This is a genomic window from Pseudomonas sp. Marseille-QA0892 (assembly GCF_054950135.1).
In genome coordinates this window covers 375,308-392,556 of the sequence record NZ_CM143104.1, presented here as the reverse complement: position 1 = coordinate 392,556, position 17,249 = coordinate 375,308, and the positions used below count along the sequence as shown (strand labels likewise).

Here is a 17,249-nt window from a genome sequence, read left to right as displayed (position 1 = left end):
GAGGGGTATCAGTCTTCGCGGTGAGGAACCCGCGCGATCATTTTTGGCGGGCGCAGAAATTCGAAATCACAGCCTTTGTCGGCTTGCGTCACCTGCTCGAAGAAGAGCTTTCGGTAACCACGCTCAGCATTGCTGGGCTTCGGCAGTACGAGGGCTTGGCGCCGTTTTTCGAGCTCTTCCGCGGGCACCTTCAGGTCTATCAGCCGTTCCGACACGGACAGCCGAATACGGTCGCCGCTCTGCACCAATGCAAGCGGACCGCCAAGCGCGGCCTCGGGCGTTACATGCAACACGATGGTGCCGGCCGCCGTCCCGCTCATGCGCCCGTCGGAAATACGCACCATATCCTTCACCCCCGCGCGGGCAAGCTTCTTCGGAATAGGCAAATAGCCTGCCTCCGGCATGCCCGGCGCCCCCACAGGGCCGATGTTCTTGAGCACCAATACGTCGTCGGCATTCACATCGAGGTCAGGATCGTCGATCCGGTTGGCCATGTCTTCGGAGTTCTCGAACACAACTGCGCGCCCCTCGTGCTCCATCAGGTCGGCCCGCGCGGCCGACTGCTTGATGATGGCACCATTGGGTGCAAGGTTGCCCCGCAGGAAAGCGATCCCACCCACTGGATAAATCGGGTTATCGAGCGTTCGCACCACGTCTTGCGGGAAGGCAGCAACCGCCTCCAATTCTTCGCCCAGCGTTCGGCCCGTCACTGTCAGCGTGTCGAGATGCAGCAAAGGTTTCAGCTCGCGCAGCACCGTCTGCATGCCGCCCGCGAAATGCAGATCCTCCATGTAATGCTGCCCCGATGGCTTGAGATCGACCAACACCGGTGTCTCCCGGCTCATTCGGTCGAATGATTCGAGGTCGATTTCGAAGCCCATACGACCCGCAATTGCCGTCAGGTGAACGATGCCGTTCGTGGAGCCGCCAATGGCCAATAGCACCCGTAGTGCATTCTCGAACGCTTTGGCTGTCAGGATACGATCAGGCGTGACGCCATCGCGCGCGATCTGCACGGCCTGCTTTCCAGTGAGCTCAGCGATGCGCATCCGATCGGAGGTTACCGCCGGCGGCGACGCGCCACCTGGCATGACAATGCCTAGCGCCTCGCCGAGACACGCCATGGTGCTGGCAGTACCCATGACGGAACACGTGCCGATGCTGGCAACAAGTTTCGAGTTGACCTCGTTGATTTCCTGCTCATCGATTTCCTGGCCGCGGAACATGCCCCAGTAGCGACGACAATCTGTACAGGCGCCGACCCGCACACCACGGTGCCCGCCGGTCAACATGGACCCCGTGATGAGTTGGATGGTCGGGATATTGGCCGATGCGGCGCCCATGAGCTGCGCAGGTACGGTCTTGTCGCAACCGCCGATGAGTACAACGGCGTCCATTGGCTGCGCGCGAATCATCTCCTCTGTGTCCATCGACATGAGGTTGCGCAGATACATGCTCGTGGGCGTGGAAAAGCTTTCGGCGACCGAAATGGTAGGAAAGTCGATGGCGAGCCCACCCGCTTGGGCGACGCCCCGCTTGACGGCCTCGATCAACTGCGGCGCATTGCCATGACATGGGTTGTAGCCGCTGCCGGTATTGACGATTCCGACAATGGTGCGATCCAGCGCTTCGTCGGTATACCCGGCGCCCTTGATGAACGCCTTGCGCAGGAAAAGCGAGAAACCCGTGTCGCCGTAATTGGTGAGCCCCTTGCGAATCCCGCTGGGCACTACAACAGGTTTTTGGTCGGAAGATTCAGACATGGCAGCTCCGCTTCGTCGATTATATTATTAATAATATTGTTGAAATCGAGTTTAGCGGCTGATGGGCGGCCTGGCAAACGCACTCGTTCTGGAGAATTGAGCCGGCGGGCCTTCGCCTCTATAGTCCGAATGCCCGTTCGATAGTCATGAAGTAGTGGAATCCGCGTGAAGACCGACAGTGAAACGACCCTGCGCCAAGCCGTAGAGACACTCGAAGAGGAAATCGTGCTGGGTGTCCTGCATCCACGTGAGCGGCTTGTCGAAGATGAGTTATTGGCTCGATTCGGGTTGAAGCGGCACGTCGTGCGGCAGGCGTTGATGGAACTCGAGCGAATGGGGCTGGTGGAACGCAAGCGCAACATCGGCGCCATCGTCAAAGCGTACACCGCTGAAGAGGTCGAGCAGCTCTACGCCGTGCGCGAGCTTTTGGAAACGCACTGTGTCGGAATGATTCCTTTTCCAGTGGAGCCCGCCCGACTGGAGGCGCTCGAAGCGGTCCAACGTGAGCATGATGAAGCGGTCGAGCAGAAAGACCTGCGTCGTGTCTTTAGAGTGAATGTGCGTTTTCACCAAATGCTATTTGGCTTCTCGGAAAACCCGGTGCTCGTGGCCGCGATACAGGACCACGCGCAACGCGCCCATTCGATCCGCACCTCTACCCTGGACATGCCTCAGCAGCTGGAAAATGCTCGATCCGAACACTGGCAAATCATTAAAGCGCTACAGGCTGCTGACCGAGAGCGCCTTGTGGCGCTGTGTCGAGGTCACCTGACGCCTTCTCGTAATGCCTATATTGAAGCCTATCGTCGCCGCCTCTCAGGTTCGCCCGTGTATCCGGCGACCGCGAGCGGCTAAACCTCTAGGGAGCGCCACAGGAGGTATGCCATGTACGACCCAACGGCGGCTCGCCTCTCGGCGATGCATGACCAAGGCTTTGCCCTGCTACCAGGCGTGCTTTCGCCGGAACAGGTGAGTGCGGTACGGGCTGCGATCGATACGCTCAGGGCCGTGCATTGGGATTACACCGGCCTGGTGGATCACTACAAATGCGTGTTCAACCGTGACCCATTCTGGCTCACCTTCCTAGACTTGCCGGGCGTGATCGAACTGGCCGAGGCAGCGCTGGGTAGCGATTGCCATATCATCGGCCAGACCGCGTGGCGCTGCCACCCGGGGTTCATCGGTGCCGATCTGCACCAGGACTACCTGCCGATTGCCCTGCCCGAATCGCTGCTGGCAGACGCTGGCTTCGTGATGCCGATGCACATCTGCACAGCCATGATCTATCTGGACGACATCGACGAGGCGTTATGCCCGACGTTGGTCGTACCCCATAGTCATCGTGCCGGGCGGCCACCCGCGCCGGGCGAAACACTGTGGCACGGCACGCCCGCGGAGGCCGTGCTTTGCCGTGCTGGCGACGTGCTCATGCTGCGCAGCGATCTCTGGCACGCCGGAAGCCGCAATCGCACGCAGGACCGGAGCCGCTATCTGCTCCAGGTCCACTACGGGCGCCGCATGGTCGCGCAGAAGTTCTCGCCATACCTTGCGTTCAATTTCAACCCTGATGTCGTTGCCGCCGCTACACCGAGGCAACGGCGGCTGCTGGGCGACCATGCCGAGGCTGAATACGACTGAAGGCTGGCCTAGTCATCAGAGATCATGGTGCAAGTAGCTCGCCTGCTTTGGCAGCCGCATGCTGACGAAGAAGGCGATCATCATCATGCCCGAGACGTACCAGTAGAAGGCCGTTTCGGCGCCCAGGCTCTTGAGACCCAGAGCGGCATATTCAGCCGAGCCACCGAAGACGGCATTCGCAATGGCGTATGACAAGCCTACGCCCAGGGCGCGGACTTCCGGCGGGAACATCTCCGCTTTCACCAGCCCGCTAATGGATGTGTACAGGCTCACGATCGCCATCGCGATCACGATTAGGCCGAACGCGGCAAAAGGGTTGGTGGTACTGGCAATGGCTGTCATCAGTGGCCAGGTGCCGACCGCGCCGAGGCCGCCGAACAGCATCATGGACGTGCGACGTCCGATACGGTCGGAAAGCATGCCGAACAACGGCTGCATGACCATGAAGGACAGCAACGCGCATGTCATGACGGCGCTCGCCGTTCTTGCCTCCATCCCCGACGTGTTCACCAGATATTTCTGCATGTAGGTCGTGAACGTATAGAAGATCAACGACCCACCGGCGGTGTAGCCCAGAACCGTGAAAAACGCTGCCTTGTGATGCTTGAAGATGCCCGAGATCGTGCCGGATTCCTCTCGCTTCATGTCCTCGGCACGAGCGGTTTCATTGAGCGAGCGTCGAAGGAACATCGATACCAGGGCCGCCAACGCACCAACCACGAACGGCACACGCCAGCCCCAGGCACGCAGCTCGTCATCCGTCAGAAGCTGTTGAAGGATGACAACCACGAGCACGGCGAGGAGCTGGCCACCAATGAGCGTTACGTACTGGAACGAGGCGAAGAAGCCACGCTGGCCTTTGAGCGCGACCTCGCTCATGTAGGTCGCTGTCGTACCGTATTCACCGCCAACCGAGATGCCTTGGAACATACGGGCCAGCAGCAATAATACCGGCGCCATCGTGCCGATGCTCTCGTAGGTCGGAAGGAACGCGATTACGAGCGAGCCCGCGCACATCATGAGCACGGAAATCACCATGGACGTCTTGCGGCCCTTCCGGTCAGCGATACGACCAAATATCCAGCTGCCGATCGGGCGCATAAGGAAACCGGCAGCAAACACGCCAGCAGTATTCAAAAGCTGGATGGTCGGATCGCTCTTGGGGAAGAACGCGCTGGCGAAGTAGATGGCGCAGAAGGCGTAGACGTAGAAGTCGAACCATTCAACGAGATTGCCTGAAGAAGCACCGACAATTGCGAAGATTCTTTTTTTCCGTTCTTCCAGGCTGTAGTGCGGCGAGGGCATATCGACTTCGTCCAATCGTTACAGAAGATTGCATGTCGACTGTTACCTGATGTGTCCGTTCACCTGTGAACGGACTGTTGCCGAAACTGATCTACTACCCGACTCAAAGAAAAGGCCTGCTCATGTACTTCGCTCGGATCCGTCGCCTACCCGTATTGATCCTACTGCTGATGACCGCAGGCATGACAGGTTGCAGCCTGTTCAGTGGCCGCGACCCGCTCACGGTCAATCTTGTCGATGTCGAGCCGTTACAAGGCGGCGATCTCGAAGTGCGCTTCGCGTTGAAGCTACGCGTTCAGAACCCCGATGACCGGCCGGTAAGCTACCAAGGCGTGGCGCTCGCACTGAGCGTGAACGGGCGCCCGCTCGCAAACGGCGTCAGCGACGGGAGCGGAACAGTGCACGCTTACGGTGAAATGTTGATCACGGTGCCAATGAGCATCTCGGCGCTTTCTGCATTCCGGCAGGCATGGGGCGTTATGCAATCCACCCCGGCTGCATCGGTTCCCTATCGCCTGACCGGTAAGCTTGGCGGCGGTCTCGCGGGAGCCCGCCGGTTCACCGACGAAGGCAACCTGACGTGGCCAGACTTCAATGGAACGGTGCGCTAGTCTGTCCTGCGCGATTTCGGCGGCCTTGGGCGGCGCATAAAAAAAGCGACCCGAAGGTCGCTTTTCATTTTGCAGCCGACTTTACTTGCGAAGGCGGACGTACAGAACCAGGTTATGGTCGACCAGTTCGTAGCCATGCTCCTCGACGATTTCCTTCTGACGGCGTTCGATTTCGGCGTCCATGAACTCGATGACATCGCCAGTATCGACGCATACCATGTGGTCATGGTGGTCGCCGTCAGCCAGTTCGAATACCGCATGGCCGCCATCGAAGTTGTGACGAACGACCAGGCCGGCGGCCTCGAACTGAGTCAGCACGCGGTAGACCGTGGCCAAGCCAACGTCCTCGCCCGCGTCCATCAGGGCCTTGTAGACCTCTTCGGCGCTCATGTGCCGTTGCTCGGCAGAATCGAGCATCTGAAGGATCTTGACCCTGGGCAGGGTCACTTTAAGGCCGGCTTTACGCAGTTCGTTGTTTTCTACCATGGTGTGCTTTCTCGCGGATGCTGCTTCGCAGCCTCCTGTAATGCGGGTATGATCGGGTCTTCGTGCCAAGCAAGATAGTGGAAGTCACCCACCGATGCAAAACGCCAAGCTAATGCTCTCCAGTCTCGCGTTCACTGGGCTGGTGGCACTCGCCGGTTGCTCATTCCCCGGGGTCTACAAGATCGACATCCAGCAAGGGAATGTCGTGACGCAGGACATGATAGACCAGTTGCGCCCTGGAATGACCCGGAGCCAAGTAAGGTTTATCATGGGTAACCCGCTGATCACCGATACCTTTCATCAGAATCGCTGGGATTATCTCTATAGCATCCAGCCCGGTGGCGGGCAGCGCCAGCAGGAGCGCGTGAGCCTACAGTTCAATGAGAGCGATCAGCTCGTAGCCCTTGAGGGCGATTTCGTCCCAGGCGTGAGCCGTGACGAGGCGATCCTTGGGCAGGACGGTCAGCCGACCACGGCCCCGCAGGCACAGCCCGCTCAGCAGGATCGCCCCGCTCCACCTGGCTCGCTGGAAGAGCAGATCCAGCGCGATATCGACAACGTCGAAGCCGTACCGGTACCAACACCGGAGCCTCTGGACACCAATCCTCGCTAAATGAAAAATGCCGGGCAACGCCCGGCATTTTATTCAGCGCACGTCAGCGCGGCTTATCCGCTCTAGCTTCAGCTGCTCGCGCAGCACGCTGCTTACGCGCCTCCTTCGGATCCGCCACCAATGGCCGGTAGACCTCGATCCGTTGACCGTCGTCCACGTGCTTCGTCTCCGCATCTTTTACCATGCGACCATAAATGCCCAATGGGGCTGTTCCCAGCTCGATCTCCGGAAACACCACGGCGAGATCGGTCAGCATGACCGCCTGACGCAACGTCGTTCCCCGCTCGACCTCAAGCACCCTGATGACTTGTCTTGCCGGCGTGGCATAAGCCACTTCGATGCGAAGCAGCGGCTCAGCCATAGAGTTCGCGAGCACGCTGGCAAAACGCGTCGACAAGCGTGTTCGCCGCCTGGTTGAACAAGGGGCCGAGCGTGGCGCGGATCACCGGGCCCGCGTAGTCAAACGACAGGTCCAGGCTAATCTTGCACGCCTTGTCGGTCAGCGGCTTGAAGGTCCAGACACCATGAAGCTGGCTAAAGGGCCCCTCTTCCAGATCCATCACTATGGACTGACCGGGCTCAAGCTGGTTACGCGTCACGAAACGCTGGCTAATGCCGGCCTTTGCGACGGACAACCGGGCGCGCATCAACTGCTCGCTATGCTCCAGAACTTCGGTACTCGAGCACCAGGGCAGGAACTCCGGGTAACGGGAGACATCATTAACGAGGTCGTACATCGACTGCGCGGGGTAAGGTAACAGCGCCGAGCGCTGGATGTGGGTCGTCATGCTAGCTCCGTCCTGTTCATCGTTCGGTGACAGCCCACCGACGAATCGACAATCGCTGATGCAGCGGCGGTAGCGTCCGGCATGCCGGAGCATCGACCGAAGACAGATCATTGTCGGGGATTCACCCAAATGCCTCAAGCACAACACTTCTTTTCGTACTGGCGCCAGTCGCCAGGCGACCGGCAACCTCCTATAATGCGGGCCCTATGGCTAAACAGAAGAAACAATCTCCAGGCACCATCGCGCAAAACAAGAAGGCGCTGCACGAATATTTCGTCGAGCAGAAATTCGAAGCCGGTCTGGCACTTGCCGGCTGGGAAGTGAAAAGCCTTCGCGCCGGTAAAGCCCAACTCGTCGACAGCTACGTCCTGCTCAAGGATGGCGAAGCCTGGCTGCTCGGCAGCCACATCACGCCGCTGACCGCGGCGAGCACGCATGTGATCGCCGACCCGACACGTACCCGCAAGCTGCTTTTGCACAAGCGGGAGCTCGGCAAGCTGTTCGGCGCCGTTCAGCAGAAAGGGCATACCTGCGTAGCGCTGTCGCTCTACTGGAAAAAGCACCTCATCAAATGCGAGATCGCGCTGGTGAAGGGCAAGAAGGAATTCGACAAGCGCGCGACCGAGCGTGAGCGCGATTCCGACCGGGAAATCCAGCGCGCCATGCGCTCCAAGGGCAAGGAGTAGTCGCTCCCCCTCTGCCATGCCCGTCGCTAGACGGGCTCCCTCCCCCGCCGTTGCGCGCGCGCCGTCCGCTGCGCCTCTTCGCGTGCTTCCGACAGGACTTCCTGCACATAGTGAATGTGACGCTGCGCCACATCCCGTGCCAGCTCAGGCTGTCTTGCCATGATCGCCTCGTACAGCTCGCGGTGCTGGCCTATAAGCATCTCGCGCGTCTCCACGCGCTGCGCGTACATGCCGCCGATGTTCGTCACGACGTTGCGCTTGAGCAGGTCAAACAATCCGCGAATCGTATGTAGCAGGACTGCGTTATGGCTTGCCTCTGCAATGGCCAGGTGGAAGCTGGCGTCCGCGGCGCCTTCCTCGGCACGTGTCGTGGGGCCGGCGTGACGGTAGCAATGCTGCAAATGATCGAAGGCGGCGCGCAACCGAACACGGTCAGGTTCGGTTGCGCGTTGAGCCGCATAGAACGCACAAGCGCCTTCGAGCGTGTGGCGGAATTCCAGCAAGTCGCGCTGCGCTTCGGGATTGCTTTCCAGCAAAAGCAGCAACGGATCACTGAACGTCGCTCCGAGTGACTGGGCTACGTAGGTGCCCCCACCCTGCCGACTGATCAACAGCCCGTTGGCCACCAGCCGCTGAATGGCTTCCCTCAGCGACGGCCGAGACACGCCGAACTGCTCTGCAAGTACACGCTCGGCTGGCAAGCGTTCGCCCGCCTTGAGTGTCCCCTCGAGAATCATCGATTGCAGCTGCTCGACAATGCCGTCAGCCAGCCGTCGCTGGCGAATGTGTCCCACTTCCACAAAATCACCTAATTGGTCTTACCAATGTATCTATTAGGCATGATGGCCTTGGCAGTTTGGAAGGCCCCTACGACAAAAGTCGACGCTGCGACATTTGACCGCTCCGGATCAAAGCCCGTAATCTGAAAGTACCTAGCGTAAATTGGTATTACCAATTAGCCGCAACTATAAATCCAATAATGCAGTTGAGGTCACCCATGATGTTTCGTTGCATCCCGCGTTCCGTGTCCCTTTCGCATACCCACTACCGCGACTAGGAGACGATGGATATGCAACCTGGTCTGCTTGCTCTGGTCGCCGTCACACCGATCATCGTCGCCGCTATCCTGCTCATCGGACTACGCTGGCCCGCTAGCCGCGCCATGCCGGTGGTTTACGTACTTAGCGTGCTTCTGGCCGTCTTCGCCTGGGGCATGAGCTTTGAGCGGGTGATCGCCTCAACGATACAAGGCCTGATCATTACCGTCGGCGTGCTCTGGATCATCTTCGGCGCCATCCTGCTGCTCAATACGCTGCAGCACTCAGGCGCCATCAGCGCCATTCGCGCCGGCTTCACCACGATCAGCCCCGACCGCCGCATCCAGGCCATTATCATCGCCTGGCTCTTCGGTAGCTTCATCGAAGGGGCCTCCGGTTTTGGTACGACGGCTGCGATCGCGGCCCCTCTGCTCGTCGCCGTCGGCTTTCCAGCCATGGCAGCAGTCTTGATGGGAATGCTGGTGCAAAGCACACCGGTATCTTTCGGTGCAGTGGGTACTCCGATCGTGATCGGGGTCACGGGTGGCCTGGATAGCACCGCATTGACCGACCAATTGGTTGCGCGCGACTCGACCTGGGAAGCATTCATTCAGCAGGTCACCAACGGGACGGCCATCACACATGCCATCGTGGGCACCGTTATGCCGTTGATCATGGCTCTGATGCTCACGCGCTTTTTCGGCAAGGAAAAGAACTGGAAGGCCGGCTTCGAAATCCTGCCTTTCGCGCTGTTCGCCGGACTGGCAATGACAGTCCCCTATGTCCTGACTGGACTCCTACTGGGGCCTGAATTCCCCTCGCTTCTGGGTGGCCTGATAGGACTTGCGATCGTGGTCGCCGCCGCAAGGGCCCGATTCCTCACACCTAAGACAGCCTGGGACTTCGCCGATCGCAAGGACTGGCCGGCCGAGTGGATCGGCACGTTGCAGGTCAAAGTCGACGACCTCACATCTCGCCCGATGAGCCAGATGCTCGCCTGGCTGCCTTATGTCCTCGTCGGCGCACTGCTGGTGATCAGCCGCGTCTTTCCTGAGGTGTCGGCGAGCCTGAAGTCGCTGAGCTTCGGCATGACGAACATCCTCGGCGAAAGCGGCATCAGCGCCAGCATCGAGCCGCTATTCCTGCCGGGTGGCATTCTTGCCTTCGTCGCGCTGCTGACCGTTCTGCTGCACCGTATGCGGATGAAAGATCTAGGGGCTGCGGTGAGCGAATCGAGCCAGGTGCTGCTCAAGGCGGGCTTCGTGCTGCTGTTCACGGTGCCGATGGTGCGGATCCTCATCAATTCGGGCATCAATGCGGACGATCTTCCAAGCATGCCGATCGCAATGGCGCGTTATGCGGCAGACAGCGTAGGCAGCGTTTACCCGCTGCTGGCGCCCGCCGTAGGCGCGCTCGGTGCGTTCCTTGCGGGATCGAACACGGTCAGCAACATGATGTTCAGTCAGTTCCAGTTTGGTGTTGCGGAAACGCTTGGCATCTCGGGCGCATTTATCGTAGCGCTGCAAGCTGTTGGTGCGGCCGCGGGTAACATGATTGCGATCCACAACGTCGTGGCCGCGTCGGCAACGGTAGGCCTAATTGGCCGCGAAGGCAGCACCCTTCGCAAGACAGTCTGGCCTACGCTGTATTACGTCTTGTTCACCGGCATCGTCGGGCTGGTCGCCCTGTACGTCATCGGTGTTACCGACCCGCTGATGGGCGGCTGAGCCTTTGAGCTTCAGCCAACTCGGCGTCGTTCCTGTTTCGATTCGGAGTCCTAAATGATCATTTCTGCGTCGACCGACTACCGCGCTGCTGCGCAGCGCAAGCTGCCGCCCTTCCTGTTCCATTACATCGATGGCGGCGCTTACGCCGAGTACACGATGCGCCGGAACGTGGACGACCTCAGCAGTGTGGCGCTGCGCCAGCGCGTACTGCGCAACATGTCCGACCTGAGCCTGGAAACCGAACTGTTCGGCGAGCGCCTGGCCATGCCGGTAGCCCTCGCCCCGGTCGGTCTGTGCGGCATGTTCGCGCGCCGTGGTGAGGTGCAAGCTGCCACAGCCGCAGCGGAGAAAGGCATACCGTTCACCCTGTCTACCGTGTCGGTGTGTCCGATTGAGGAAGTCGTACCCCAGCTGGATCGCCCGATGTGGTTCCAGCTCTACGTCCTCAAGGATCGCGGCTTCATGAAGAATGCGCTCGAGCGCGCCAAGGCTGCGGGCGTGAAAACACTCATTTTCACGGTAGACATGCCGACCCCTGGCGCTCGCTATCGTGACGCGCACTCCGGCATGAGCGGCGAGCGCGCAGCCATCCGGCGCATGTGGCAAGCCGTGACGCATCCCGCCTGGGCGTGGGACGTTGGCCTGTTGGGCCGGCCCCACGACCTGGGCAACATTTCCAAGTATCGGGGCCACCCTACCGGACTAGAGGATTACATCGGCTGGCTGGCCAAGAACTTCGACCCGTCGATTTCCTGGAAGGACCTCGAATGGATCCGGGATTTCTGGGAAGGCCCGATGGTGATCAAGGGCATTCTCGACGCCGACGATGCGCGCGACGCGGTGCGCTTCGGTGCAGACGGCATTGTCGTGTCCAACCATGGAGGGCGCCAGCTCGATGGCGTGCTGTCCAGCGCACGCGCCATGCCAGAGATTGCCGATGCCGTGAAGGGTGACCTCAAGATCCTCGCGGACTCCGGTATCCGCAGTGGGCTGGATGTCGTGCGGATGATTGCGCTAGGCGCCGACACCGTACTGCTCGGCAGGGCCTTCATCTATGCACTGGCCACCGACGGTAAAGCCGGCGTTATGAACCTGCTGAGCCTGATCGAGAAGGAAATGCGCGTGGCGATGACGCTGACCGGCGCCAAATCGATCAGCGAAATCAACGGCGATGCCCTCGTTCCACAATCCGGCTCGGTCATCGACTGAACCGCGCACCGACAACCAAGAGTTACGTGACATGAGCCTCCCCGCCGCCTTTGTCGCAGGGACCGAACGCCTGATCCCTGCCGGCCGTCGCTTTACGGATCCTGCGTCTACCCTCGCCTACGGTACCGATGCGAGTTTCTATCGACTGATCCCCAAGCTGGTCGTGCGGGTCGAGTCCGAAAGCGAAGTCATCGGACTGCTGCAGCTCGCTCGCGCGCACTCGGTTCCGGTGACCTTCCGCGCAGCCGGCACGAGCCTGTCGGGCCAAGCGATCACCGATTCCGTACTGATCGTACTTGGCGACCACTGGAACGGCCGTGACATACGGGACGGCGGTGCGCGGATCCGGCTCCAACCCGGTGTGATTGGGGCCCAGGCCAATGCCTGGCTCGCCCCGCTCGGCCGAAAGATCGGCCCCGACCCTGCATCCATCAACGCGGCCAAGATCGGCGGCATCGTGGCGAACAACTCCAGCGGCATGTGCTGCGGCACCGCACAAAACAGCTACCACACCCTGGCAGGCATGCGGCTGGTCCTGGCCGACGGTACATTGCTGGATACGGAAGATTCTTCGTGCGTCACCCGCTTCAAGGAAACGCACGCAACGCTTCTGGAGGCTTTGGAAGCACTGGGCCGCGAAACGCGCGCCAACACCGAACTTGCCGCACGCATCCGCCACAAATACAGGCTGAAGAACACGACAGGGCTTTCGCTTAATGCGCTCGTGGATTTTGATGATCCGCTGGATATCCTTACCCACCTCATGGTGGGGTCGGAGGGCATTCTCGGCTTCATCAGTGCCGTCACGTATGACACCGTCCCCGAGCATCCACACAAGGCGAGCGCACTCGTCGTGTTTCCCGACGTCGAGACCTGTTGCCGAGCGGTTACCACCCTCAAGGCCCAGCCGGTATCGGCAGTGGAGCTGCTCGACCGCCGCAGCCTTCGGTCCGTACAGACCCAACCTGGAATGCCAAGCTGGGTCAAAGACCTTTCAGAGACCGCCTGCGCGCTGCTGATCGAGTCCCGCGCTGCTACCCACAGCCTGCTGCACGAGCAGCTGAACCAGGTACGCCAGGCGCTGGCCGTCTACCCCTTCGAACAGCAGGTCGATTTCAGCGAAGACCCCGTCGTCTATGGCCAGCTATGGGCGATGCGCAAAGGCACCTTTCCGGCGGTTGGCGCGGTACGTCCTACCGGCACAACCGTCATCATCGAGGACGTGACATTTCCGGTCGAGCAGCTGGCCGAGGGCGTCAACCGACTCATCGCATTGCTCGAAAAGCATCGCTACGACGAGGCGATCATCTTTGGCCACGCACTTGAAGGAAACCTGCACTTCGTCTTCACGCAGGGCTTCGATTCGCCCGAACAGATCCAGCGTTACGAAGCCTTCATGCAGGATGTCGCCACTCTGGTTGCGGTGGAGTACGGCGGCTCGCTGAAGGCGGAGCATGGCACCGGGCGAAACATGGCGCCCTTCGTGGAGATGGAATGGGGCAGCGACGCCTACCAACTGATGTGGCGCATCAAGCGGCTGCTCGATCCGGAAGGCATCCTCAATCCCGACGTTCAGCTCAGCCATGACCCGGACATCCACCTCAAGCACCTCAAACCAATGCCGGCTGCCGACGAGATCGTCGACAAATGCATCGAGTGTGGATTCTGCGAACCCGTCTGCCCTTCCAACGGGCTGACCTTCACACCGCGGCAACGGATCGTAATGTGGCGCGAAATTCAGTCGCGCAAGCGCCGCGGCGAGGAAAATGAATCACTCAAGCAGGACTACGCCTATCGTGGTGTAGACACGTGCGCTGCAACGGGGCTTTGCGCCCAGCGGTGCCCTGTCGGTATCAACACGGGAGACCTCGTCCGAAAACTACGGAGTGTCGACGCCGACAATACACGCACCGCCAACTGGCTAGCCGAGCATTTCATGACGGCCATGCGAGGCGCACGATTTTCGCTCCGTGCCGCACACGGTGCACGCAGGGTTCTCGGCACCCCCTTCCTGAGCAAGACAACAGGTTGGCTGCGTACCATCAGCGCCGCGGTGCCTCAATGGACTCCGGCCATGCCGCAGCCGGCATCGCTATTGCGCCTGATTTCCACTACCGATGACAGTCGTCCCCGCGTCGTCTATCTCGCAGCCTGCGTATCGCGCGCCATGGGGCCATCGCACAGTGACCGTGAACAAGCGTCCTTGCCGGAAAAGACCCGTATGCTTTTGGAAAAGGCAGGCTACCGGGTCGTCATTCCGAACGAGCCGGATAGCCTTTGCTGTGGCCAGCCCTTCTCATCCAAAGGCTACTTCGAACAGGCCAACGCCAAGCGCAACGCACTGATCAAGGCGTTACTCCAGGCAAGCCGAGGCGGTATCGACCCCATCTATTGCGACACCAGCCCCTGCACACTCCGACTGGTGCAGGACCTGGGCGACGAGCGTCTGCAGGTCTACGATCCGGTTCGGTTCATTCGCACCTTCCTGCTCGACCGGCTGGACTTCAAGCCCCAGCCGGAACCCATTGCCGTGCACGTAACCTGTAGCACGCAACATCTGGGTGAAAGCCAGGCACTGATCGATATCGTCAAGCGTTGTGCAGAAGACGTCGTGATCCCGGAGGGCATTCACTGCTGCGGATTCGCCGGGGACAAGGGCTTCACCCGACCAGAGCTGAACGGCCACTCACTGCGCGGCCTGAAGTCAGCGGTACAACATTGCAGCGAGGGCGTATCCACCAGCAGGACGTGCGAAATCGGCCTCAGCCACCACGGCGCAATCGACTATCACGGCCTGGTGTACTTGGTCGACCGCGTGACGACTGCAAGAAGCGTTGCGCCTCCCTCCGCGTGAACGCGCGGCTGCCCGTGACTGGGCAGCCGTAGTGGCACATCTGATATCAGCCTCACTGAACCCCTGATCCTTCGGTGTAGTCCATTCAATAGTCCGAGTGATAACGGACGTCACGCACCTGCTGGCGAGACTGCCTGTGATTTCACGGCCTGCCCGGCTCGACTCCGGAGTATGTCGGCGACCTCTCCAGCCAGCTCACGCTGGCCATGCAGCAGACGTGAGCATGTTCGACCCCTTACAGGAAACGAGGAGATACACATGAAACGTGCCGCCTTTGTTATTACCGCCGCCTTGATGGCCTCGCCCGTCTTCGCCGAGGATCTTTGCGCCATCAACCTCCAGCAGATCGATGACACCATGACCACCAACGCCACCACCATGGGTGATCCGCTGAAGCAACAGGTCACCGACCTGAAGAAGGAAGCCATGCAGGCGCAGAAAGCCGGCGATACCGAAGCCTGTATCGCTGCGAGCACCCAAGCCATCCAGATGCTCAAGGCACCTGGCGGTGAAGGCACCACCGGCGGCGCGTCCGGTTCGGGTACCTGATACAGCTTGCGTAGCGTTGATCGCCCACTATTGGCCATAACCTACGGTCGGCGGTCGACGCGGCACGCTCAGAGGCGTACACTACGCCTCAGCCATCAAGGCTCTGGGGCCGATTAGGATTCGACGCCGGTAGCGAAACTTGAGGGGCATGCCGAGTGGGTAACAGAACTCGTAAATCCACTGTTGCAAATCATTAGTTGCCAACGACGACAACTACGAAGGGTACGCGCTAGCCGCCTAACCTTCATCTGGTCGCTTCGGCGCCAGCGGTCATGAGGGGATGCCTGTAAACCCAAAATGACCGTCAGATAGAACAGGATCGCCGCCAAGTTCGCTGTAGACGTAACGGCTAAATCTCATACAGCTCGCCCCAAGCACCCTGCCATTCGGGCGGCGCGGGGTTAACTCAATAGAATTGGCTAAGCATGTAGAACCGATAGCGGAGAGCTGGCGGACGGGGGTTCAAATCCCCCCGGCTCCACCATTTTGTCTTCCCAGGAAGACCCAGAAAAGCCGTAAAGCCTAGAGAAATCAAAGCCTTACGGCTTTTTTCTTGCCCGCGTTTTCCCACCTAATCCCAGGGCATCCTACAGTTGACGGGGGCATATATGGGGGCATAAAACGCGCATCAGCTCGTTCGGAGAGGATGTGCCCCCAATGCCATTGAAAGACACCAACTGCCGCAACGCCAAGCCCCAGGACAAGCCATACCGCCTGTACGACGAACAAGGTCTGTACCTGGAAGTGCAGCCCAACGGAGGCCGTTACTGGCGCTTGAAGTACCGTTTTCTGGGAAAGGAAAAGCGCCTGGCGCTTGGTGTTTATCCTGAGGTCGGGCTGCAGGAGGCCCGGCGCAAGCGTGATGACGCTCGTGTTCAGCTTGCCGGCGGCCAAGACCCTTCGCTGCAACGGCGTATGGCCAAGGTGGTCAGCCAGCTCGATCACCAACACACCTTTGAATCGGTCGCAAAGCAATGGCTCACTATTCGCGAGTCAACTTGGGATCCGGAGTACACGCGCACGGTGCGGCAGCGTCTTGAGCTCAATGCCTACCCCTGGCTGGGAAAACTCCCGATCAGCAGCATCAGCACACCCATGCTGGTCGAAAACCTGCAGCGCATCATCAAGCGCGGTGCTCGCGAGACGGCGCGTCGTGTTGCCCAGATCTATAAACAGATTTTCGAGTTTGCCGAAGCTGCTGGCATCACCCCACCCAACCAGATTGGGAATCTCTCACGCACGCTCCCAGCCAAGCGGGTGAAACACTTTGCTGCCGTGACCGATCCTGAAAAACTTGGCGCACTGCTCAAAGCTCTGGATAGCTATAGCGGAACGATGCCTGTTTGTTGCGCGTTGAAGTTGGCCCCGCTGCTGTTCTGCCGGCCTGGAGACCTGCGGCACATGGAATGGTCGGAGGTCAATCTGGATGTGGGCGAGTGGTTGATTCCCGGCCACAAGATGAAAGGACTCACTGCCACCAAACAGGATCGCCCGGATCATTTGGTTCCCCTGAGCCAGCAAGCAATCGCTGTTCTGCGCGAGCTGAAACCACTCACCGGCAGACATCGGTATGCCTTCCCCTCAGCCCGAGGCGGCGACCGACCGATGTCCAACAATGCCGTTCTCAGCGCGTTACGCCGCATGGACATCAGCGGCGACGAAATGACTGGGCACGGCTTTCGTGCGACAGCGAGAACCATAGGTGCTGAGGTGTTGGGATTTCGCCCCGATCTCTTGGAGCATCAGCTTGCACACACAGTAAAAAATCCGCTGGGACGCGCGTATGACCGAACGTCATTTCTGCCAGAACGACGCGACATGATGCAGCGCTGGTCGGATTACCTAGATGCAATCAAGGCTTGAGCTCACTGCTAGGGCTTGCAATACAGACTCCCGGTTGGTAAAAATCAGGCATCTCTAGGGCGTTCATAGGACGCTATGGGATCGTCACGCTGCCCCGGTCACGGCGTTAAAAACCCGAAG

16 protein-coding genes and 1 other RNA gene are annotated in these 17,249 nt (G+C 59.9%); 11 read left to right on the top strand and 6 right to left on the bottom strand.

The window, feature by feature from the left end; genetic code table 11:
- Nucleotides 1-8: 8 nt before the first annotated feature.
- Nucleotides 9-1,763 (bottom strand): IlvD/Edd family dehydratase, encoded by a 1,755-nt coding sequence (locus tag ACY8D3_RS01685; RefSeq protein WP_462381297.1) that lies wholly within the window; start codon nucleotides 1,761-1,763, stop codon nucleotides 9-11.
- A gap of 165 nt (nucleotides 1,764-1,928) precedes the next feature.
- Here ACY8D3_RS01685 and ACY8D3_RS01680 point away from each other — a divergent pair, with 165 nt between their 5' ends.
- Nucleotides 1,929-2,618 carry a GntR family transcriptional regulator gene (locus tag ACY8D3_RS01680; protein ID WP_462381295.1) on the top strand — a complete coding sequence of 230 codons (690 nt, stop codon included), beginning with the start codon at nucleotides 1,929-1,931 and terminating at the stop codon, nucleotides 2,616-2,618.
- Nucleotides 2,619-2,648: 30 nt separating this feature from the next.
- A complete protein-coding gene (locus ACY8D3_RS01675) occupies nucleotides 2,649-3,401 on the top strand; it encodes a phytanoyl-CoA dioxygenase family protein (protein ID WP_462381294.1) in 753 nt (250 codons plus the stop codon).
- 15 nt (nucleotides 3,402-3,416) lie between these two features.
- On the opposite strand, the gene ACY8D3_RS01670 is transcribed toward ACY8D3_RS01675, so the two are convergent.
- Nucleotides 3,417-4,706, bottom strand: coding sequence for an MFS family transporter (locus ACY8D3_RS01670; RefSeq protein WP_462381292.1), 1,290 nt, complete (start codon nucleotides 4,704-4,706; stop codon nucleotides 3,417-3,419).
- Nucleotides 4,707-4,828: 122 nt separating this feature from the next.
- Here ACY8D3_RS01670 and ACY8D3_RS01665 point away from each other — a divergent pair, with 122 nt between their 5' ends.
- Complete coding sequence (locus ACY8D3_RS01665; protein WP_462381290.1) at nucleotides 4,829-5,317, top strand: LEA/WHy family protein; 489 nt, start codon at nucleotides 4,829-4,831, stop codon at nucleotides 5,315-5,317.
- A gap of 81 nt (nucleotides 5,318-5,398) precedes the next feature.
- On the opposite strand, the gene fur is transcribed toward ACY8D3_RS01665, so the two are convergent.
- Nucleotides 5,399-5,803, bottom strand: coding sequence for a ferric iron uptake transcriptional regulator (gene fur / locus ACY8D3_RS01660; protein ID WP_462381288.1), 405 nt, complete (start codon nucleotides 5,801-5,803; stop codon nucleotides 5,399-5,401).
- A 94-nt stretch (nucleotides 5,804-5,897) separates the two neighbouring features.
- Between fur and ACY8D3_RS01655 the strand changes: the two genes are divergently transcribed.
- Nucleotides 5,898-6,416: an outer membrane protein assembly factor BamE gene (locus ACY8D3_RS01655; RefSeq protein ID WP_462381286.1), complete on the top strand. Its 519-nt coding sequence runs from the start codon at nucleotides 5,898-5,900 to the stop codon at nucleotides 6,414-6,416.
- Nucleotides 6,417-6,459: 43 nt separating this feature from the next.
- Here the strand turns inward: ACY8D3_RS01655 and ACY8D3_RS01650 are convergent, their stop codons facing one another.
- On the bottom strand, nucleotides 6,460-6,777 hold the full coding sequence (locus ACY8D3_RS01650) for an RnfH family protein (RefSeq protein ID WP_462381284.1): 318 nt from the start codon (nucleotides 6,775-6,777) through the stop codon (nucleotides 6,460-6,462).
- Nucleotides 6,770-7,204: a type II toxin-antitoxin system RatA family toxin gene (locus tag ACY8D3_RS01645; RefSeq protein WP_462381283.1), complete on the bottom strand. Its 435-nt coding sequence runs from the start codon at nucleotides 7,202-7,204 to the stop codon at nucleotides 6,770-6,772. Before ACY8D3_RS01645 ends, ACY8D3_RS01650 begins: the two co-directional genes overlap by 8 nt.
- A 206-nt stretch (nucleotides 7,205-7,410) precedes the next feature.
- Here ACY8D3_RS01645 and smpB point away from each other — a divergent pair, with 206 nt between their 5' ends.
- Nucleotides 7,411-7,890: an SsrA-binding protein SmpB gene (gene smpB / locus ACY8D3_RS01640; protein ID WP_462381281.1), complete on the top strand. Its 480-nt coding sequence runs from the start codon at nucleotides 7,411-7,413 to the stop codon at nucleotides 7,888-7,890.
- A 26-nt stretch (nucleotides 7,891-7,916) separates the two neighbouring features.
- Here the strand turns inward: smpB and ACY8D3_RS01635 are convergent, their stop codons facing one another.
- Nucleotides 7,917-8,690: an FCD domain-containing protein gene (locus ACY8D3_RS01635; RefSeq protein ID WP_462381279.1), complete on the bottom strand. Its 774-nt coding sequence runs from the start codon at nucleotides 8,688-8,690 to the stop codon at nucleotides 7,917-7,919.
- Nucleotides 8,691-8,959: 269 nt separating this feature from the next.
- Between ACY8D3_RS01635 and ACY8D3_RS01630 the strand changes: the two genes are divergently transcribed.
- The 6 genes from ACY8D3_RS01630 to ACY8D3_RS01605 all read left to right on the top strand — a co-directional run bounded on the left by ACY8D3_RS01630 (nucleotide 8,960) and on the right by ACY8D3_RS01605 (nucleotide 17,129).
- Nucleotides 8,960-10,654, top strand: coding sequence for an L-lactate permease (locus ACY8D3_RS01630; protein WP_462381277.1), 1,695 nt, complete (start codon nucleotides 8,960-8,962; stop codon nucleotides 10,652-10,654).
- A 54-nt stretch (nucleotides 10,655-10,708) separates the two neighbouring features.
- Entirely contained in the window at nucleotides 10,709-11,863 is a 1,155-nt protein-coding gene (lldD, locus tag ACY8D3_RS01625) for an FMN-dependent L-lactate dehydrogenase LldD (RefSeq protein WP_462381276.1), read from the top strand.
- 31 nt (nucleotides 11,864-11,894) lie between these two features.
- On the top strand, nucleotides 11,895-14,717 hold the full coding sequence (locus tag ACY8D3_RS01620) for an FAD-binding and (Fe-S)-binding domain-containing protein (RefSeq protein ID WP_462381275.1): 2,823 nt from the start codon (nucleotides 11,895-11,897) through the stop codon (nucleotides 14,715-14,717).
- Nucleotides 14,718-14,975: 258 nt separating this feature from the next.
- Nucleotides 14,976-15,266, top strand: a complete 291-nt coding sequence (locus tag ACY8D3_RS01615; protein WP_462381274.1) for a hypothetical protein — start codon at nucleotides 14,976-14,978, stop codon at nucleotides 15,264-15,266.
- 105 nt (nucleotides 15,267-15,371) lie between these two features.
- Nucleotides 15,372-15,750: a transfer-messenger RNA gene (ssrA, locus tag ACY8D3_RS01610) on the top strand.
- Between the two features lie 173 nt (nucleotides 15,751-15,923).
- The gene (locus ACY8D3_RS01605; RefSeq protein WP_462381273.1) at nucleotides 15,924-17,129 is read left to right on the top strand and encodes a tyrosine-type recombinase/integrase; all 1,206 of its coding nucleotides are present in this window, start codon (nucleotides 15,924-15,926) and stop codon (nucleotides 17,127-17,129) included.
- Nucleotides 17,130-17,249: the final 120 nt, after the last annotated feature.